This is a genomic window from Francisella opportunistica, from assembly GCF_003347135.1.
Taxonomy (GTDB): domain Bacteria; phylum Pseudomonadota; class Gammaproteobacteria; order Francisellales; family Francisellaceae; genus Francisella; species Francisella opportunistica.
In genome coordinates this window covers 749,731-770,120 of record NZ_CP022377.1, presented here as the reverse complement: position 1 = coordinate 770,120, position 20,390 = coordinate 749,731, and the positions used below count along the sequence as shown (strand labels likewise).

The following is a 20,390-nucleotide window of genomic DNA, read 5'->3' as shown; positions in this document are numbered from 1 at the left end:
AAATAGTAACTTAAATTTTTAAAGCTAGTTTTAATTATGAAAAAAACCGTATTATTAAGCTTAATTCTGTTTTGTTGTTTGGGTCATAGCAATGTTGTAGACACAACTACTTGGAAAACAATAGATGTAATAAAAGACTTCAAAACAAAATACTTTTGTAATGAAAACCTCTCTCAACAAGATTGTGACAAAAATATTAACAATATTAAACAATATGGTATTGATATTAATTCATTAGGAAATACTAATATCAAAAATATTCAACTTGATAAAATAGCTTATCAAACAACAAATACCTTTGCTGCCACAGGTAAAGTTACCTCAAAAGTATCTGGACTTCTAATGCTACCTGATACTGATTCACCTAAAGGTGTTATCTTATACTACCACCCTACTGTATTTGATAACGCTGGCGTACCATCAAACTTTAGTAAGGATAACCAAACAAGCCTTATTTTTAATATTAATTACGCTGCAGTATATGCTGCAAATGGCTATATTGTTGTTGCACCAGATTATATCGGTCAAGGCGATGACTACAAAAATTATCATCCATATGTTTTATATCCTACACAGACCGTAAATACAGCAGTAGATTTACTAAATGATGTTAGTAACGAAATCCGTAAAAAATATAAATTAGATACTAGCGCTAAAATTAATCTTTTCTCAGTAGGCTATTCAGAAGGCGGTAGCTACTCAATATGGAGCGCTAAGTGTTTAGAGCGGCAAGGTAATTGCCAAGGGGTCAATAAATTAGAAAAGCTATATAAATATAGAGCCGCGGCTGGTTTAAGTGGTGCATATGATATTAGTCATACAACTCTAGATTTTATGATTGATAATAATGATTCACAAAAATATGCCCTACATAGTAAGCTTGTCACATCGATGCTAAAGCCAGGCTTAATGGCTAATACATTGATGAGTTATCTACACTATAGCAATGTAACAAAAACAATATCTATAAATGACTTTGATAAAGGTTTCTTTGAAATGCAATGCTCTACTTTGCCACAAGAAAATTGTAACATCGCTGGCAAGCATTATACTTTCGACTCACTATTCCTACAAAAACACCTCCCAAATAAAGATTTTGCTAATGCTGTATTTAATAGTGCTTTATACAAAAAATATCCTCAACAACAATCAGCTTCTCATTATGCTATACCAACAGGTAATAACTCAATGTATGATTTATTTGATGAGAAAATTTTCTCTAATCCAGAGCTTATTAAAACTATGCAAGCTGCCGATATAGTTAATTTTGGAGAAAAGACTAGGACTCCTTTATACTTATTTGCTCTCAAAGAAGATTCTGTAGTTACTCGACTTAACTATGATAAATTTATGAAAAATGCTAATGCGATTGTTGATAGTTTTGTTTTAGATAATAATAAAATCCTAACTAATACTACAGATTGGCTACCTGTTCAACTTGATATAAATGAAGTCGATCATGTCACAGCTGAGCCTTATGCTAATCTATTTGCCTATAATTACATAAACGATTTGAACAAGGTATATTCATAAATCATGATAAATGCTATTACACAAAGAACAGCAATCTTAGTCAATAATAGTGGTCTAGAAAAACTCGAGAATGCAAATATCTTTATTGCTGGTTGTGGCGGTGTTGGTTCTTTTGTAATCGAAGCACTTGCTAGAGCTGGGATTGGTAAGTTAACAATCGTTGATATGGATGTAGTTGATTCATCTAATATTAACCGTCAGCTTATTGCGCTACACAGTACTATAGGCATACCTAAAGTACAAGTTATGCAACAACGTATAATAGATATCAACCCACAATGCCAAGTCAATGCGCTGCAAACATTTATAAATCCTGATAATAGCCAAGAATTACTTACTCAGCAAAGCTATGACTATGTCATCGATGCTATAGACACATTAAACGCAAAAGTAAATTTAGTCAAAACTGCTCATCAATTAGGTATCAAAACGATATCTAGTATGGGCGCAGGTGGTAAAACTGATCCAACTCAAATAAAAGTAGCTGACATCTATAATACCGATGTTTGTGCTCTAGCACGAGTTATGCGGACACGCCTAAAAAAACAAAAAGTAAAAAAAGGCATTAAGGCAGTATTCTCAACACAGAAAAATATCGCTCCTTTACCGCCAAAAGATCCACAACCTAACCAACAAGGTAGATCTAGAGCAACAAATGGTACCCTTAGTTATATGCCATCTTTATTTGGTTTGACCATAGCAGGGATTGTAATTAAAGAAATAATTGGTAATGACTTTAATTATTAAAAGGGGTATAAAACACTAGAAATAGCTTAAGTTATCTCTTACCCTTTATAGTATCAAATAATTATTTTTTAATTTTTTATGTTAACAAAACTTAGCTTTAGATACTTTATCATAAGCCTATAAAAGAGCTAAATTAAAATCTATACGCAAGAGTAGTCATTACTTTTGATTGTAATTTCATCACAGCTTTTACAGCTTTGGGTAATTTTTTACCACCTGCTTTTTCTGCCTCAACAGCATGTTCTGACTCATCAATATACATCTGCTTAAGAATCTGTCGTGAGCGATTATCATTCACAGGTAAATTTTTCAAATGTGAATCAAGATGCTTCATTACTTGCTTTTCAGTCTCAACTACAAAACCATAACTTAAGCTATCACTAATAGATCCAGCAACAGCGCCGATACCAAATGATGCCCAATACCAAAATGGATTAAGTAAACTAGGTCTAGCTCCTAGCTCTTGGAGTCTCTCTCCACACCATGCTAAATGATCATACTCTTCATCAGCAGCATGATATAAATGCTCTTTTGTTTGTACTGATTTTGCTACACTCGCTTGACCTCTATATAAACCTTGTGCACAAATTTCACCAGTATAGTCAACTCTCATTAATCCAGCTGAATGTTTCTTTTCAGCTTCGGTTAAATTACCATCTATAGTATTACTACTAGGAGATTTTCTGTTTGGGTTTAGTCGTGCTTTTGTAAATCTAGCATAGCTGTCAAACTCTTCAATAACCCTGTCTAAAAATGATAATTTTCTCATAATTTAAATTCCTAACTAGTAAAAAATCAAACAATGCGTTAGCCGCAACAAGCGCAAACAGTATATTAAGTATTAGAAATACCCAACCAACCGTGTAGCCTTCTTGGATAGAAAATACTGCATAAATTGCCAAAACTATTCCACACACTACCATTGGTTCATTTCTACCTAAAAGTATACCAAGGCATAGCGCAATTAATCCTATAAAAGCAAATATTCTAGCAATATTAAGCTTATGTCTAGAAAAGTAATAAATAGCAAACACAAATGCTAAAAATATAAAAACTAACGAATTATATATCGCAGCTAAATTATAAAAAATCATAATGGCACTAACAAATACTATACCTTGTAAACCTGTAAAAAAAGGCTCTTTTTGAATAGCTGCTGACAAAAACAACATGAAAGTGGCAACCAGAACTATGAGGTTTTTTTGTGCTAGATTAGTTTCTGATAGGCTAAACATAAATATAACTAATCCAATAAAACCTATAGCCAAACCGAGATTATTTATGATTTTCTTGAGCATCAATAAATGTTTAATAAGTTTATTTGAATACAATTATAATTATAAACTATAAAGCTTACAAAACTTTTCATTGAATAACGACTAAAGTATTAGTTATAATGGTTAGCATCTACTTTGATTCAGTTTTTAGCATAAAGGGAGATTTTAATGGCTAGAAAAAAAATAGCACTAGTCGGTGCTGGACATATCGGTGGTACTCTTGCTCATTTAGCACTTATTAAACAACTAGGTGATGTGGTTCTTTTTGATATCGCTCAAGGTATGCCTCAAGGTAAAGCACTTGATCTATTACAGACTTGTCCTATTGAAGGGGTTGATTTTAAAGTTAGAGGTACAAATGATTACAGAGACTTAGAAAATTCTGATGTTGTAATTGTAACAGCTGGTGTTCCAAGAAAACCAGGTATGTCTCGTGATGATCTACTAGACATTAATATCAAAGCTATGCAAACAGTTGGTGAAGGTATCAAGCACAACTGCCCTAATGCTTTTGTGATATGTATCACTAATCCGCTAGACATTATGGTAAATATGTTACAAAAATTCTCAGGTGTGCCAGATAACAAAATAGTTGGTATGGCTGGTGTCTTAGACTCTGCTAGGTTCAGAACATTCTTAGCAGATGAGCTAAATATATCTGTACAGCAAATACAAGCTTATGTAATGGGCGGTCATGGTGATACTATGGTTCCTCTAACTAAGATGTCTAATGTTGCTGGTGTATCATTAGAGCAGCTAGTTAAAGAAGGTAAACTTAAGCAAGAGCGCTTAGATGCTATAGTATCCAGAACTAGAAATGGCGGTGGTGAAATCGTTGCTTTGCTTAAAACAGGGTCTGCATACTATGCTCCAGCCGCTGCAAGTATTCAAATGGCAGAAAGTTTCTTAAAAGATAAAAAGATGATTTTACCATGCGCTGCTAAAGTAAAAGCTGGTATGTATGGTCTTGATGAAGACCTATTTGTTGGTGTGCCAACTGAAATTTCTGCAAATGGTGTCAGACCTATAGAAGTAGAGATTTCTGATAAAGAAAGAGAGCAATTACAAATATCTATAAATGCTGTAAAAGATCTTAACAAAGCAGCTGCCGAAATTTTATCAAAATAATTTTTGAAGATAGTTGGACAGCAAGCATTGTGCTGTCTACATTTCATAATTGATTCAACAAAGTCAAGCACAATATTTGATTTTTTAGTATTCTAAAATTTGAAAAAATTGATAAAATTTCACTAGGAAATAAACAAATTATACTGGTTTAGTATAGTATAAATTAAGTTAGTATAAAGCATTTTAAATAGGGTTTTATTATGTCTAATGAAAAATACCTTGGCATTAATATTGATTTATCAAGAGATCATGAGCTTTCAAAACAAGCTCAGCAATTACTGACAAATTATTATTGCTTACAAAATGAACCCTCTCCACAATATGCTTTTGCAAGAGCTGCGGTTGCTTACTCTTTCGGAGATATGAATCTAGCTCAACGTATTTATGATGCTGCAGCTAAAAGTTGGTTTATGTTTGCTTCACCTGTACTTTCTAACGCCCCTCTTCCAGGTGCAAAAGTCAGATCTTTGCCTATTAGTTGTTTTTTATCTTATGTGCCGGATTCATTAGAAGGACTTATTGAGCATTCATCTGAACTTAGATGGTTATCTGTAAAAGGTGGTGGTGTAGGTGGACATTGGTCTAGTGTGCGCGCGGTGTCTGATAAAGCTCCTGGACCTATTCCATTTATGCATACAGTTGATGCTGATATGGTTGCCTACAGACAGGGTAAAACTCGTAAAGGCTCATATGCTGCATACATGGATGTATCACATCCTGACATAATTGAGTTTTTAGGTATTCGCGTACCTACAGGCGATGTTAATAGAAAATGTCTAAACCTCCACCATGCTGTAAACCTCACTGATGACTTCATGCAAGCAGTTGCAAATGATCAAGATTGGAAACTTATTGACCCCGATGATAAAACAGTAAGAGATGTAATCAAAGCTCGTAGAATTTGGGAAACAATATTAGAGACGCGTTATCGTACAGGTGAGCCGTACCTAAATTTTATCGATACAGCCAATAGAGCTTTACCAAAAGCTCAAAAAGATCTTGGTTTGACAATCAAAGGCTCAAACCTATGTAATGAAATTCATCTAGTTACAGATGAAAAGCGTACAGCCGTATGTTGCTTATCCTCTGTAAATTTAGAAAAATATGATGAATGGAAAGATACCTCACTTATTAAAGATCTAATTAGGTTTTTAGATAACGTATTACAATTTTTTATAGATCATGCTGGTGATGAGATTGCCAAAGCTAGATATAGTGCTTCACGTGAAAGAAGTCTTGGCCTAGGAGCTATGGGTTTTCACTCTTATTTACAGCTTCATCACGTTCCTTTTGAATCTCAAAAAGCAAAAGAAATTAATGAAGAAATATTCAAGCGTATCAAAGAACAAGCAGTAGAAGAAACTCTAATACTTGGTGCTGAGAAAGGTGAAGCACCAGATATGGTTGGAACTGGACGTAGAAATGCGCATTTACTCGCGATAGCTCCTAATGCAAACAGTTCACTTATCTTGAATACTTCTCCGAGTATTGAGCCATGGAAAGCAAATGCCTTTACTTCTAGAACACGAGTTGGTTCACATCTAAACAAGAATAAGTATCTAGAGCAAGAGTTAGAAAAAATTGGTAAGAATACGGAGGAGGTTTGGTCAGATATTATTACTAATGGAGGTTCAGTTCAACAACTAGATTTTCTTAGTAAAGAGTTAAAAGAAGTCTTCAAAACCGCTATTGAAATGGATCAAGACTGGTTAGTCTATTTGGGTGGCGAGCGCCAAAAACATCTATGTCAAGGACAGTCATTAAATATATTTTTCCCGGCTGGAGCTTCGCGTGGATATCTCCACAAAGTGCACTTTAATGCTTGGAAATATGGTTGTAAAGGATTATATTACCTAAGAACAGAGACTTCAAATAGAGCTGAAAATATCTCTAAAAAAGTCGAGAAAAAGAGGCTTGTTGAGTTCTCAGAGCTTAAGCAATCTGAAAATGAGTGCATCGCTTGTGAAGGATAAAGTATGAAAGTAAAAATATATACTAGAAATGGTTGTCCATTTTGTGTTTGGGCAAAGCAATGGTTCGAAGAAAATGATATAGCTTTTGATGAAACTGTAATCGATGATTATGCTCAACGTGCTAGATTTTATGATGAAATGAACCAAAGTGGCAAAGTTATCTTTCCTATTTCAACTATGCCACAAATATTCATAGACGATGAACATATAGGTGGCTTTACAGAGCTTAAAGCTAATGCCGATAAAATTTTAAACAAAAAATAGGTTAATATGGTCGAAGTAAAAATATACACAAAAACAAATTGTCCATTTTGTGATCTTGCAAAAAGTTGGTTTGGTGCTAATGATATTCCTTTTACACAGATATCTCTTGACGATGATGTCAAAAGAGCTGAGTTCTATGCTGAAGTAAATAAGAATATTCTACTTGTAGAAGAACACATCAAAACTGTGCCGCAGATATTTGTTGGAGATGTACATATCGGTGGTTATGATAATCTTATGGCTAGAGCTGGTGAAGTCATTGCGCGTGTCAAAGGTTCATCATTAACAACTTTCTCAAAGACATATAAACCCTTTAACTATCCATGGGCAGTTGATCTTACTGTAAAGCATGAAAAAGCTCACTGGATAGAAGATGAAATTGACCTTTCTGAAGATGTCACAGACTGGAAAAATGGCAAAATAACTAAAGTTGAGAAAGAGTATATTACAAATATTCTAAGACTTTTTACTCAATCCGATGTTGCAGTTGGGCAAAACTATTATGATCAATTCATACCAGCATTTAAGAATAATGAAGTAAGAAACATGCTTGGCTCTTTTGCAGCGCGAGAAGGTATTCATCAAAGAGCTTATGCATTACTTAATGATACTTTAGGACTTCCTGACTCTGAATATCATGCATTTTTAGAATACAAAGTGATGACAGACAAAATCGACTTTATGATGGATGCAGACCCTACTACGCGTCGTGGTTTAGGATTATGTCTTGCTAAAACTGTATTCAATGAGGGTGTGGCTTTATTCGCGTCTTTTGCAATGCTACTTAATTTCCAACGCTTTGGTAAGATGAAAGGTATGGGTAAAGTAGTCGAATGGTCAATTCGTGATGAGTCAATGCATGTCGAAGGCAATGCAGCATTATTTAGAATTTACTGCCAAGAAAATCCTTACATAGTTGACAATGAGTTCAAAAAAGAGATTTATCTAATGGCTAGTAAAGCTGTAGAACTTGAAGATAAATTTATTGAACTAGCTTATGAGCTTGGTACTATCGAAGGTCTCAAAGCTGATGAAGTTAAGCAGTATATCCGTCATATTACTGATAGGCGCTTAAATCAGCTGGGTTTGAAAGAAATCTATAATATTGAGAAGAATCCTTTAACATGGTTAGAATGGATATTAAATGGTGCTGATCATACCAACTTCTTTGAAAACCGTGTCACCGAGTATGAAGTAGCTGGCTTGACTGGTAACTGGGATGAAGCTTATAGTGCCTAAGCTTGATTAATAATTTCTAATTCTTCGAGTGCTACAAACCACTCTAATTCAACTTCTTCGATTTTTGCTTTTAGTTGTGAATGTGCCGCTAAGGTTTGCTGGAGCTTTAGCTTATCATTATATAAGCTTTGATCTTGTAAATTTTGTTGCATTTGTATATCTTGCTGTTGTAACTTCTCTAAAGATCTTTCAATTTTTTTAATCTTATCTTGTAATGGCTTTAGCTGCTTCCTCTTTTCAGCTGAGAATTTTCTAGTTTGTTTTTTAATATCTGTAGTTGGCTGTGATGATGAATTTGTAATTTCATTTTCAACTTTCTTAACTTCAAGTATATACTTATAATAGTCCTTCATATCACCATCAAAAGCCTTAACTTCACCTTTACCTACAAGCATATACTCATCGACTGTTGACTCAAGCAAAAATCTATCATGCGAAACAAGAATAATCGCACCTTGAAAACTTTGTAATGCTACAGTCAAAGCTTCACGCACGCCAATATCAAGATGGTTTGTGGGCTCATCAAGTAAAAGAAAATTAGGTTGTTGATAAATTATCATTGCTAAGGCTAATCTAGCTTTTTCACCACCTGAGAAAGTCCCAGCTTTTGCTAGAGCCTTATCACCAACGAAATTAAAACTTCCTAAAAACGTTCTAAGTTTTTCTTGTGTAGCTTGGTAATCTAGGCGTTGTAGATGTAATAATGGCGAAGCTTGTAAGTCAAGCATATCTAATGAATGCTGTGAGAAATACCCTACTCTTAAATTTGGATGTTTGTCAATCTTACCTGCTAAAATAGCTATTTCACCTGCTAAAGTTTTTACCAAAGTTGACTTACCAGCGCCATTTAAACCTAAAAGACCTATACGCATTTCGTTATAGATATTGAGTTTGACATTATTTAAGATTTTTTTATCACCATAACCAAGGTCTGCATTTTGTAAACTGACTAAAGTACCACCAAGATGTTCTTTGACCTGCTTAAATTCAAAACTAAAATCTGATTCTGTTTTAACTGCTTCTACACACTGGATTTTCTCAAGCATTTTGACACGGCTCTGAGCCTGTTTTGCTTTCGATGCTTTTGCCTTAAATCTATTTATAAAGCTCTCTAAGTGAGCAATATGTTTTTGTTGTTTCACAAATTGCTTTTGCTGAAGAACTTTTTGCTCATAAACTTGTTTTTCATAAGATGAATAATTACCCGTATATGTTGCTATATTTTTATTATCAATAAGAAAAATTTGCTTAACAACATTATCCAAAAATATTCTATCATGAGAGATAAGTAATAAAGAACCTTTATACTCTTGTAAATATTCTTCTAGCCATAAAACTGCATCTAAATCTAAATGATTTGTTGGTTCATCAAGTAGCAAAATATCAGATTCTTGTAATAACGCTTGTGCTAGATTTAGACGAATCTGCCAACCACCTGAAAGCTCTTTTACTTTTTGTTGAAGCTGGCTAATACCAAACCCTAAACCAGATAACAATTTACCAGCTTGAGATTCTATTGCGTAGCCTCCTAGAGATTCATACTCTTCATGATACTTCGAGTATTCAACAAAATTTTCTGTTGCCAGAGAATTGTGCATTTTAATTTTTAGTTCTCTTAAAGATTCTATGCCATTGACTACATAGTCAATTACTTTGGCTTCAAAATCATCAACTTCTTGTTTAACGGTGACTACGCGAGTATTTTTAGCAATTTCAATATCACCTTTATCCGGTGTTAGATTACCTTGTATAAGATTAAAAAGTGTCGTTTTGCCAGTACCATTTTTACCAACTAACCCTATTTTTTGGTTAGGGAAAATTGAGAAATTAATATTATCAAAGAGTTCTTTTATCTCAATCTGATAAGAAACATTTTTAAAAAATATCATTTAGTTATACTTTTTATGTTTATTAATGATAATTATATACTCTATAATTTAAATATAAAAATAGCTTGTTTTACTGTATTATCTCTAAATAAAATTTAATGCAAAAAAAAAAACATGTTAGAAATAGTAACTATCTTATATGATGATTTTGAAACCCTAGATGTATTTGGCCCAATTGAAGTCCTAGGGAGTTTTAAAGATTTTTTTAAACCAAACTATTATTCGATTAATGGTGGAATAGTCACTAGTAGTCAAGCAGTAGAAATAAATACTAAAGATTTCTCTAAAATAACTTCAAAAGATTATATTTTATTTGTACCTGGTGGTATGGGTACTCGCAAGCTAATTCATGATAAGAAATTGATAGCTGAACTTACTAAACTAGCAAATAATGCTAAATATATATTTACAGTTTGTACTGGATCATCTTTATTTTCTCAAACAAAATTACTTAACGGAAAAAGAGCTACCTCAAATAAAAAAGCTCTTAACTGGACCAAATCAATCGCGCCTGATGTAATCTGGATAGATAGAGCAAGATGGGTTAAAGATGATAACATTTACACTAGCTCAGGAGTTAGTGCCGGCATAGATATGAGTCTGGGCTTTATCGCAGATTTGCTAGGCTACCAGGTAGCTAAGCAGAAAAGTATCGAGATAGAATATTCTTGGCAGCAAGATCCAAGTATTGATGAGTTTGCAGATTTTTATATCTAAAATTATATTACTTATTAGCAAATAGTTTTAAAACACTTTCAAACTCTGGTTGCTTGATATTCCAAAATATAATATCAGCTCCAAGATAATTCTTATCGAAATCATATAGTTCTTCTGGAGTAAATTTCTTAGATGTGTGTGGATTAATATAAGTGTAATCTGGCTCTTGTACTGCTATAGCAATAGTATCAAGACTAGATTTATACTTTTTAAAAAAAGAATAGCTATTTTTCATCTGCATTTTTCTATATGGTATGGTATCTGGGTTACCTAAACCTATTTTATTTTTGCGCGCGGTACTAAATATTCTCTGCATGTAACCATGATCATTATTCCACTCACATGGTAAAAAGTTAACATATTGAATAGCTTTACTTTTTTTAAATTGTTGTTTTAAAAAAAGCATATTATCTATAATTGTATCAACATAGATATTACAAAACTTATGATTAAAAAATTTTTGATTAATATCTATTGCAGTCTCTGGTAAATTCACACCTGCTACTTTACCATCAAACTCTTTTGCCAATTGCTCTATGAGTTTATGAAATCTAGCTTTTACATTTGGGTTCCATTGTTTTGTTACCCAGCCTGCTCCTATTGGTTGACCTTCTCCAGCAAAATCCGTTTGCTTTACAATACCTCCATCATATTTATTTGACTGTAAATATTTTGGTACAGGGATATTCTTTATATCAAAAGATCTATCCTGCAGCTGAATAAATAAATTTTTCTTATACTTCTCTAAAATTTTATAATCATCTTTAATAGCTGAAAAATCATACTTGTTTTTTTCTGGTTCTAATCTTTTCCAAGAGTAAATTATCTGAGCACCTTCAACTTCTGGATTGACTAATTCTTTAATATGATCCTTTGCAGAATCTCCTCCTAGGAATAAATATAACTGTGGATTTTTAGCAAAGCATAAATTAAAAAATATAACACTAAATATAAATAAAATTATTTTGTATATATACATGGGCTTAATTAAATACTAAAATTTATTAAAGTATAATACAAGTTAATAAAGCTTGGCTAATAGATAATACAGCAACGGATTTATACCATGGGCAAAATAAGCAAGATAATTCATATAGATATGGACTATTTTTTTGCTCAAATTGAAGAAATAGAAAAGCCAAAACTTAAAGGTAAACCTTTTGCTGTAGGAGGTACCAATCCTAAGCGTGGTGTAATATCTACCTGTAACTATATCGCACGCAAGTATGGTATACACTCCGCAATGCCAACATCGATAGCCTTACGAAAATGCCCAAACCTTATATTGTTAAATACAAATATTGCAAAATATAAAGCTATTTCAGAAATTATTCGTAGTATCTTCTACTCTTTTACAGATAAGGTTGAGCCACTATCATTTGATGAAGCATATCTAGATGTAACAGAAGTAGCTGAATATCACAATAGTGCAACTCTAATTGCCCAAGCGATTAAAACACAAATTTTTGAAAAAACAGGGCTTACAGGATCAGCCGGAGTAGCACCAAATAAACTTCTTGCTAAAATAGCTAGCGATATAAATAAGCCAAATGGTCTATATATAATAACACCACAACAAGTTGATGATTTTATAAAGGATTTACCTGTTAAAAAACTTTTTGGTGTTGGTAAGGTATCTCAAGAAAAACTAAAAAATATTGGGGTTGAAACTTGTTCACAACTGCAACAACTAAGTTTAAATACTCTGATAGAAATTTTTGGTAAATTTGGTAATAGTCTTTATAATTATGCTCGTGGTATTGATAACCGTGCAGTTAACCATACACGAATCCGTAAATCTATTAGTGTAGAAAATACTTATTTAGATGATCTAAAAACTCTAGATGCTTGCTTAGAGAAATTACCAAGCTTATACCAAAAACTAGCAAGCCGTATGTCTGAAGAGTATTATAAATGTATAATAGGTATATTTGTTAAGTTTACAGATACTAGATTTAATAAAACCAGCATGACTAAAATATCAAAATCACTAGATAAGCAATCTCTTATAAATCTAATAACCGAACTTTATAAAAAACAAAACAACCCTATTCGTCTAATAGGTATCGGTGTCAGACTTAGCGAGGTTGATAATAGACAGATGAAGCTGTTTTAACACTCAGCTTAAGTAAATTCAATGCTTACCCAAGGCTATTAGACATTGGTCTCGTACCAACTATCAAGCTTTTCTTTAAATTTATCTAGACCCATCTTAGTCAGTGATGAAAATAATTGATATGATATTTTATCTGTAGCGGTAAAGGTTTTTAGAAAACTCTCTATCATTCTATTAGCTTGAGCTCTTTCTTTATTATTTAACTTATCAGCTTTTGTCAGTAATATAAGTAAGTTTAAATCAAAAGATATCGCCATCTCTATCATTAGAGCATCGAATTCTTTTAACTCATGGCGTGAATCTACTAAAAGCACTATACCATTTAAGCATTGACGCGATGTTAAATAATTCTCCATCTCACTCTGCCATTGACGCTTAGTAGTTTCTGAAACTTTGGCATAACCATAACCGGGTAAATCTACCAACCTTTTATTATCACCTAAATCAAATAGATTGATAAGCTGTGTTCTCCCTGGTGTTTTACTTACCCTAGCAAGACCTTTTTGATCTGTAAGAGTATTTAATGCACTTGATTTACCTGCATTTGAACGCCCTGCAAAAGCAACCTCGACACCAATATCTTCTAGAAGTTGCGAGACTTTTGCTGCACCCATTATATATTTTGCTTTATTATAGTTCATAACTTGTACTCTAACTTTATCTTTTCAAAAAGCCCTTGACATGCTGTATCTATCATCAAAAAAACTTTTTCAAAATTATTTTCAAAATATGGATCAGGTACATCTGTCAAAGCAATAGCCGGAGCATACTCTAACATCCTAGAGACTTTTGAAAAATCAGCATTTGGAAACATCTCTTTCATTGTATCAATATTTTCTTGATCCATTGCAATAATATAATTATATTCAGCAAAAGCAGACTCCTCTAATTGCTGTGAAACTTGATCTGAAAGATCACAATCATATTTCTTAGCTATTGCTAATGTGCGCATATCAGCACCGTGTCCCTCATGTCCCCACATCCGTGAGCTTGTACCGCAGGATGCTACATCTATATGCTTGTTTAGCTTGTGTTGCTTGACGATATCACGAAAAATAACGTGAGCAGTCGGTGATCTACAAATATTACCTTTACATACAAAAAGTACTTTTACTTTACTCATCTATTTAGCTTCCTTCATATCTTCGGCAAGCTTACTATTAGGTTCTAATTTAAAACCTTGGAAAAACTTGCTATCTGGTTTAAGCATAAATACAACTTCATTTTTACCATTAAAACTCTCTTTATAAGAGTTCATACTCTTTAGAAACTCATACAATGGTACTGACTTAGAATAAGCTTGTGTAAAAATCTTAGCTGCTTTGGCATCTGCTGCTGCCATTATAGTTTTTGATTCTTTTTCTGCTTCTGCTAGTGTGACTGTTACTTTAGCATCTGCTGCAGCTTTTATTTTCTCAGCTAACTGCTTACCTTCTGCTCGAATAGAAGCAGCTACTTTTTGGCGCGAAGATCTCATTCTTTGATAAATAGAGTCTGTAACCGTATCTGGTAAATCTATCTGTTTAACTCGTACATCGATAACATCTACACCAATCTGCTTAGCTTGTTGTTGGACACTCTTAGTTAAAGCAATCATCAGCTTATCACGATTGTTATTAATCAAGCTTTGAATATCATTATTACCAACCTCTGCTCTTAAAGAAGACTCTAAGAATTGTTTTAATAATGTTTCAGCTCGATCACTACTGCCACTAGTACTTGTGTAGAATGTGGAAATATTACTATTACTTATCTTCCAAACCACATAGGCATTAATCAAGACATCTTTTTGCTCTTTAGTAACTACACGAGCAGAATCTGCTTCTAAAACTCGATTACGCATGTCATAAATCTTTACAGTGTCTATAAATGGAATCTTAATATGTAAGCCTGGCTCATACTCTATAGCTTTGCCATCTTTATCTTTTACGAGCTCACCAAGTCTTAAAATAACTGCTTCTGACCCTTGTTTAACAATAAATTTTGTACTTAATACCACTATAGATAAAACTACTACAAGCACTAAAAATATTTTTAGAAATTTACTCATCTTAGTTTCCTCCTTGTGTATTTGATAACAGTGCTTGTTTTTGTGTATCACTTAGACCATAAAAAATATTCTTAGCACCATCACCATCTATCAAGAATATCTTATTGTGCTGTAGCACATTTGAAATAGTATTAAAATACATTTGATTCATCACGATATCTGGAGATTGTTTATAAATTGGTAATAATTGTTCAAATTGAGCGACTTCACCCTGAGCTTCTAGAACAATTTTTTGCTTATAGGCATTAGCTTGATCTAATATTCTTTGAGCCCTACCCTGCGCCACTGGCACTACTCTATTAGCATATGCCTCGGCTTCGTTTTGCTCTCTTTCACGATCTTCACGCGCTTTAATCACATCATCAAAAGCACTCTTAACTGCATCCGGAGCTTGAGCTGGCTGCATTATTACTTCACTTATATAAATTCCTGAGTTATAGTTTCTGAGTAATGCTTCCATTTCTTTTCTAACTTGCTGAGTAATTACAGCACGATTAGTAGTTAATATTTGCTCTAATTTATTTTCACCAACTACCTGTCTAACAGCACTTTCTAGAGCTTGCTGAAGTAGCTGTGTAGGATTTGTATTAGCAAATAAGTATTTTTCTAAATCAGCAATACGATATTGAACTGTGAAAGAAATATGTACGATATTTTCCTCAGATGTCAACATATCACGCTTTAGAGAAATAGTTTTCAACTCCTGAACATTTTCTTTATAAACTTTATCAATACCCATAGGATGCCAATGTAGACCAGGTTCTACTAGTTTAGAAAACTTACCTAATCTAAGCACTGCTGCTTGCTCAGCTGGTTGTACAACATAAAAACCAAAACCGATCCATGCCAATATAAGCAGTGCCACTATTATTGTAGCTATTTTAGCAACCGGTGGCTTGTTAAAGGTTGTTTTGTTTTTATTAGCATTTCTTGAGTAAATGCTCTCATTATCATCATTGTTAGTTTTGTTCTTTTTTCCAAAGAATTTTTTAATCATTTCTTCTAAATCCGGCGGTCCCTGCTCCGAATTTTTGCTCCAAAACCATTTTTGTTTTAGCTTTTTAATCATAAATTAACATTCCTATACACTTTTTAGAGTATTTTTAACTCACATCTTAATTATTATATATAAAAATTTCTATATTTTTTGTACTATCAGCAAATAATTACCAAATGATTGTTAAAGTTGTATTGAACAACCTAGATATAGCTCTAATAAAGATATTTTTCAATAAGCTAAAAAACGAGAGTGTAAACTAAAAGATAGATAGAGCCATTTCTTGAAATTTATCAAATATATTTTGCTCTCTCAAGTTCACCCAAAGCTTTAATGTTTTTTAATCATTCTCTCACTTCTAGACACTACCTTTGTTTTTCTATTCATTTTAACTAAATTATGTCTAGTATTACTATTATCTCTTTCAATAGCAACAATACCAGATTTACCAATGATACTTCTTTTGTTCGTTAAGGCTTTTGCAAAATCATCCCAGTCATCAGTATAAAACAAACAATTCTTTAAATGATGTACTTTTTATAAAGTCTTCTGAAAGTAGTAGTGTCACGATTGCCTGTAATCCAAGCGATGGTAATACTCCCTAAGGTCCCATATGAGGGTTTTTTATACTTTTACTACTCATTTTTTACCCATTGTTTTAATAAATCAATAATCTCCTGCAAAATTTCCTCTTCCTGATCGCTCGGATATTTAGCAGCTTCTAAAGGAGATATAGCTTTGTTATTTGTAAGAACCCTTGCGCCTTTGTCTAGTAAATATTTTACCAATACAATATCATTCATATGCACAGCGGTCCCAAGAGCTGTACCCCAATTATCATCACCAAAAAGCATTCTTTCTGGTATTTCTAAATTAATATCAGCTCCGTGCTTTAATAAAAATTCTATAATTGTAAAATCATACTCCTGTTTCTCATATGCCAGCTCTGAGCATTGCTGTACCGCATGGATCAAAGGAGTCCAGCCAAAACCACAGATAGAATTTATATAGGCTCCTTGTTTGATTAAATAATCAATAATAGTTACTATTTGATTTTTTGGTATATTTTTGTACCCTAAATCTACCGCTGCAAATAGTACTTCGCTTGTATTGCGATCTTCATAAGGTGTTTTTAGCCAATAACTATTACTATAGTACCAATGCCAGTAATAATTAGAAACATTAACACTAGCACCGCCTTGCTCTATTATTAATTTGATAATTTCTAGATTCGCTGTTCCAATCGCAGCAATTATTGGATAGAAAATATGAAGCCTGAAAGCTGGTAAAATATATGGCAATCGTACATTATAACCTTTTTCAATTATATATTGTTTGATAAAACTGACATCTTGTTTTTTTATTGCGTCAAACAAGGTTTTGATATTTTCCTGCAAATGATAGGTAGTAAATAATTCTTTAACCGGCATAGTATCCACAACAGGATATTTATATTTTTCTGTAAGCTTTCCGCCCCTGGACATCAGCTTATAACTTAGTTCTTTATTCCCTTTCAACATCGCAGCGTAAAGCGGAGTGATACCTGCAGATGTAGTAGCATTTAAAGTTGCATTTTTTTCATCAATTAAAATTTTTACTATATCAACTTGATTAAATAAAATTGCTTCGATCAATGGATAAGTGATGATTTCAATAGCTCCTGTTCTCACATTTTGTTTTATCAATGGTGTATTAACAAGCTCTGGTCTTGAATTTATAATATCAGTGACGGCCCTTAGATCACCAGCGTAGATCTTATCCAGAAAAACATTTAATTCATACGCCTCATGTTTAAGGTAAGCGTGACCATTTTTATATTTTAAACTAACATCACCTATCACTTCCTTTTTATCCTTTCCATATACATATAAATGAAGATACTTATTTTCATTATTTGATATGGGGTTGAATTGCCATTTAAATTTAGAGAAGTTTGCGTAGCCTGATTGTATTTGTTGTAGTAATTTATCAATAGCTACATCTTGATTTTCCACTACTGGGTTAATTACATTATCAACACCATCTGATTTATAGTCTATATATGAAATCTCTACTAAATCTCCTTGGAGAATAAATTCAAACTCTAACTTGCAAATAATTTGATCATCTACTCTATATTTATACCAAACTGGCATTCTGACTTCAGAAGCTGTAACCATTACAGCATAAATTGGTACCATTAAACCAAACCTTAAATCTTCTAAAGATATACAAAAATCCTTATCGATGAATTTACTTTGATTGTTATAAAATACCTCAACAAATACATTTTTATAATTTAAATTAAAATATGAAATAGAATGATTCTCTAGTTCAAAAACCTTATTTATTTTACGCTTTGTTATGTGCCAACAAAGAAGTTTATCAATTAAACGATTGGTGATTTTGTCTATATCAATAGGCTTACTATTTAATGCAATATAATTATTTTCTGGTAGATCAATAATATTAGTAATAAAACTATATAATTCACTACGCTGGGCATATGAGTTAAGCATAAGTAAAATATCATCTCTGTAATACTTCATAGTAGTGATGTAGAACTTATCATTTATATTTTGACAAAATTCAAGTAGAATTTTTACTATTTCCTCTTCATAAGTATCTTTATCTATTAATGTTAAATAATTAATATCATTATCTGCTGTCATATGCACAAAGCCTCTTATTCATTTTTGTGAGATTCACAGACATAATTTCAACTTTCTCTTAGTTAAAAGGCTATTTTTTAATAAAAAATTCTGCTAAATTTAAATCAAGTTCTCTTTTAAATCTCTCAAAATCATCTTCTGATATCTTTATTTGCAGTAGATAATTACCACACTCCGAAATCTCTTCTTTTTCAACAACGCCAAGCTCATACATCTTAGCTCTAGCTTTAGAATACTTAGGTGGTAACTCTAAAGTTTCATTTACCCATGACTTATTAAAGAATGTTGCTAATGCTTGATAAAATTCTGATAAACCATCACCAGTTTGTGCAGATAAGTATACCCTAGCAACAATACTACTATCAGAATCCTCAAGGGGAACAAAACTTGGCTTGATATTTTCTAGCTTATCAATCTTGTTATAGACACAAATCATCTCTTTGTCTGCTATACCAATTTCACTAAGTACTTTTTCGACCTGCTCAATATAACTTTTATGATCTTCATCAGCATAATCTATAACATGTACCAAAAGATCAGATTCTATAGCTTCTTCTAAAGTAGCATGGAAAGCCTCAACTAAATCATGCGGCAGATTCTTAATAAACCCTACAGTATCAGAAAATATAACTTCACCAAGCTTTGGCACAATCACTTTACGCAAAGTAGGATCTAAAGTCGCAAATAGTTGATCTTTAGCTAAAACATCAGCATTGGTGATTTTATTAAATAAAGTTGATTTACCCGCGTTTGTATAGCCAACAAATGAAATGGTTGGGATATTATTTTTCTTACGCGAAGATCTGCTTAAATCACGATGGTGTTTTATTTTTTCAAGCTTTTGCGTAATCTGCTTAATCCTCTGTCTAATTAGGCGTCTATCTATCTCAAGCTGTGTTTCACCAGGTCCACCTCTGACACCGATACCACCTTTTTGTCGCTCTAGGTGAGACCACCCTTTGACTAAGCGTGTTGATTGATAGTTAAGTTGCGCAAGTTCGACTTGAAGCTTACCTTCATGAGTTTTAGCACGTAATGAAAATATCTCTAGAATTAATCTAGTTCTATCCATAACCTTACACTCAAGAAATTTCTCGATATTGCGCTCTTGCGAAGGAGTTAAAGGATGGTTGAAAACAACTAAATCCGCTTCTAGTTCATCGCGTTTGTTTTTTATCATCTCGATTTTACCCATACCACAAAAGTATTTGATATCAGGTTCAGGATGATTAAAATCTAAACTTTGCAATACAACTTTTTCTGCTGCTGTAACTAAACCTTCTAACTCAGTCAAATCAGCATTTAGATCACGATGATACTTGAAATTTATATTTACAAGCAGGCACTTACTACCTGCTTGATAAGATTGGAAAAATTCCATCAACTAATATTACTCCACAATGGAATTATTAAGAAAAAAGAAAAGTTTATATTACTCGTGAATACTACCTTCATTCTCCTGAATTTCAAGATCATCAGAATGAATATCATCTACATTCTCATCTTGCTCTTCATTAGAGTTTTGGTGATATGGATTAAAAGAGCTATAAACCATTCTTACACTTTTAGCTGGTACTATAGTAGATATAGCATGCTTATAAACCATTTGATTTACAGTGTTTCTAAGCACGATACAGAATTGGTCAAAAGCTTCTACTTGACCTTGTAATTTAATCCCGTTTACTAGATATACAGATACACTAACTTTTTCTTTTCTTAAAGCATTTAAGAACGGGTCTTGTAAAGATGATATTCTTGACATTGTCTCACTTCCTTTTAATTATTTTGTTATAGTTATTATTTTATCAA

Annotated in this window: 20 protein-coding genes; 8 read left to right on the top strand and 12 right to left on the bottom strand. The window is 32.7% G+C overall.

The window, feature by feature from the left end; all coding sequences use genetic code 11:
• Window positions 1-36 precede the first annotated feature (36 nt).
• Window positions 37-1,533: an alpha/beta hydrolase family protein gene (locus CGC45_RS03780; protein ID WP_071629029.1), complete on the top strand. Its 1,497-nt coding sequence runs from the start codon at window positions 37-39 to the stop codon at window positions 1,531-1,533.
• A gap of 3 nt (window positions 1,534-1,536) precedes the next feature.
• The gene (locus tag CGC45_RS03775; RefSeq protein ID WP_071629028.1) at window positions 1,537-2,280 is read left to right on the top strand and encodes a tRNA threonylcarbamoyladenosine dehydratase; all 744 of its coding nucleotides are present in this window, start codon (window positions 1,537-1,539) and stop codon (window positions 2,278-2,280) included.
• Between the two features lie 133 nt (window positions 2,281-2,413).
• Here the strand turns inward: CGC45_RS03775 and coq7 are convergent, their stop codons facing one another.
• Both coq7 and CGC45_RS03765 read right to left on the bottom strand, forming a co-directional pair.
• Window positions 2,414-3,049, bottom strand: a complete 636-nt coding sequence (coq7, locus tag CGC45_RS03770) for a 2-polyprenyl-3-methyl-6-methoxy-1,4-benzoquinone monooxygenase (RefSeq protein ID WP_071629027.1) — start codon at window positions 3,047-3,049, stop codon at window positions 2,414-2,416.
• A complete protein-coding gene (locus CGC45_RS03765; protein ID WP_071629026.1) occupies window positions 3,015-3,578 on the bottom strand; it encodes an MFS transporter in 564 nt (187 codons plus the stop codon). The genes coq7 and CGC45_RS03765 overlap by 35 nt, the downstream gene beginning before the upstream one ends.
• Window positions 3,579-3,725: 147 nt before the next feature.
• Between CGC45_RS03765 and mdh the strand changes: the two genes are divergently transcribed.
• From mdh to CGC45_RS03745, 4 genes are all read left to right on the top strand, one after another.
• Window positions 3,726-4,685, top strand: coding sequence for a malate dehydrogenase (mdh, locus tag CGC45_RS03760; RefSeq protein ID WP_071629025.1), 960 nt, complete (start codon window positions 3,726-3,728; stop codon window positions 4,683-4,685).
• Window positions 4,686-4,885: 200 nt separating this feature from the next.
• Window positions 4,886-6,658 carry a ribonucleoside-diphosphate reductase subunit alpha gene (locus tag CGC45_RS03755; RefSeq protein WP_071629024.1) on the top strand — a complete coding sequence of 591 codons (1,773 nt, stop codon included), beginning with the start codon at window positions 4,886-4,888 and terminating at the stop codon, window positions 6,656-6,658.
• A gap of 3 nt (window positions 6,659-6,661) precedes the next feature.
• Window positions 6,662-6,922, top strand: a complete 261-nt coding sequence (locus tag CGC45_RS03750; protein ID WP_071629023.1) for a glutaredoxin domain-containing protein — start codon at window positions 6,662-6,664, stop codon at window positions 6,920-6,922.
• A gap of 6 nt (window positions 6,923-6,928) precedes the next feature.
• Window positions 6,929-8,161, top strand: a complete 1,233-nt coding sequence (locus tag CGC45_RS03745) for a ribonucleotide-diphosphate reductase subunit beta (RefSeq protein ID WP_071629022.1) — start codon at window positions 6,929-6,931, stop codon at window positions 8,159-8,161.
• Here the strand turns inward: CGC45_RS03745 and CGC45_RS03740 are convergent.
• Window positions 8,158-10,050, bottom strand: coding sequence for an ABC-F family ATP-binding cassette domain-containing protein (locus CGC45_RS03740; protein ID WP_071629021.1), 1,893 nt, complete (start codon window positions 10,048-10,050; stop codon window positions 8,158-8,160). The two genes, CGC45_RS03745 and CGC45_RS03740, sit on opposite strands and share 4 nt — an antisense overlap.
• Window positions 10,051-10,164: 114 nt before the next feature.
• On the opposite strand from CGC45_RS03740, the gene CGC45_RS03735 reads away from it, so the two are divergent.
• The gene (locus CGC45_RS03735; RefSeq protein WP_071629020.1) at window positions 10,165-10,767 is read left to right on the top strand and encodes a DJ-1/PfpI family protein; all 603 of its coding nucleotides are present in this window, start codon (window positions 10,165-10,167) and stop codon (window positions 10,765-10,767) included.
• 7 nt (window positions 10,768-10,774) lie between these two features.
• Here the strand turns inward: CGC45_RS03735 and CGC45_RS09300 are convergent, their stop codons facing one another.
• Complete coding sequence (locus CGC45_RS09300; RefSeq protein WP_071629019.1) at window positions 10,775-11,746, bottom strand: hypothetical protein; 972 nt, start codon at window positions 11,744-11,746, stop codon at window positions 10,775-10,777.
• A gap of 87 nt (window positions 11,747-11,833) precedes the next feature.
• Between CGC45_RS09300 and dinB the strand changes: the two genes are divergently transcribed.
• Window positions 11,834-12,883 carry a DNA polymerase IV gene (gene dinB, locus CGC45_RS03725; RefSeq protein ID WP_071629018.1) on the top strand — a complete coding sequence of 350 codons (1,050 nt, stop codon included), beginning with the start codon at window positions 11,834-11,836 and terminating at the stop codon, window positions 12,881-12,883.
• Between the two features lie 38 nt (window positions 12,884-12,921).
• Here the strand turns inward: dinB and yihA are convergent, their stop codons facing one another.
• The 8 genes from yihA to hfq form a co-directional block, all read right to left on the bottom strand.
• Entirely contained in the window at window positions 12,922-13,524 is a 603-nt protein-coding gene (gene yihA / locus CGC45_RS03720) for a ribosome biogenesis GTP-binding protein YihA/YsxC (RefSeq protein WP_114702053.1), read from the bottom strand.
• Window positions 13,521-14,006 (bottom strand): low molecular weight protein-tyrosine-phosphatase, encoded by a 486-nt coding sequence (locus tag CGC45_RS03715; protein WP_071629016.1) that lies wholly within the window; start codon window positions 14,004-14,006, stop codon window positions 13,521-13,523. Before CGC45_RS03715 ends, yihA begins: the two co-directional genes overlap by 4 nt.
• The gene (gene hflC, locus CGC45_RS03710; RefSeq protein WP_071629015.1) at window positions 14,007-14,933 is read right to left on the bottom strand and encodes a protease modulator HflC; all 927 of its coding nucleotides are present in this window, start codon (window positions 14,931-14,933) and stop codon (window positions 14,007-14,009) included.
• Window position 14,934: 1 nt separating this feature from the next.
• Window positions 14,935-16,002: an FtsH protease activity modulator HflK gene (gene hflK / locus CGC45_RS03705; RefSeq protein ID WP_071629014.1), complete on the bottom strand. Its 1,068-nt coding sequence runs from the start codon at window positions 16,000-16,002 to the stop codon at window positions 14,935-14,937.
• A 258-nt stretch (window positions 16,003-16,260) separates the two neighbouring features.
• Window positions 16,261-16,443 (bottom strand): IS1 family transposase, encoded by a 183-nt coding sequence (locus tag CGC45_RS03700; protein WP_114702052.1) that lies wholly within the window; start codon window positions 16,441-16,443, stop codon window positions 16,261-16,263.
• A 122-nt stretch (window positions 16,444-16,565) separates the two neighbouring features.
• Window positions 16,566-18,581, bottom strand: coding sequence for an ankyrin repeat domain-containing protein (locus CGC45_RS03695; RefSeq protein WP_071629013.1), 2,016 nt, complete (start codon window positions 18,579-18,581; stop codon window positions 16,566-16,568).
• A 70-nt stretch (window positions 18,582-18,651) separates the two neighbouring features.
• Entirely contained in the window at window positions 18,652-19,962 is a 1,311-nt protein-coding gene (gene hflX / locus CGC45_RS03690) for a ribosome rescue GTPase HflX (protein WP_071629012.1), read from the bottom strand.
• Window positions 19,963-20,013: 51 nt separating this feature from the next.
• Window positions 20,014-20,343 (bottom strand): RNA chaperone Hfq, encoded by a 330-nt coding sequence (gene hfq, locus CGC45_RS03685; protein ID WP_071629011.1) that lies wholly within the window; start codon window positions 20,341-20,343, stop codon window positions 20,014-20,016.
• Window positions 20,344-20,390 lie beyond the last annotated feature (47 nt).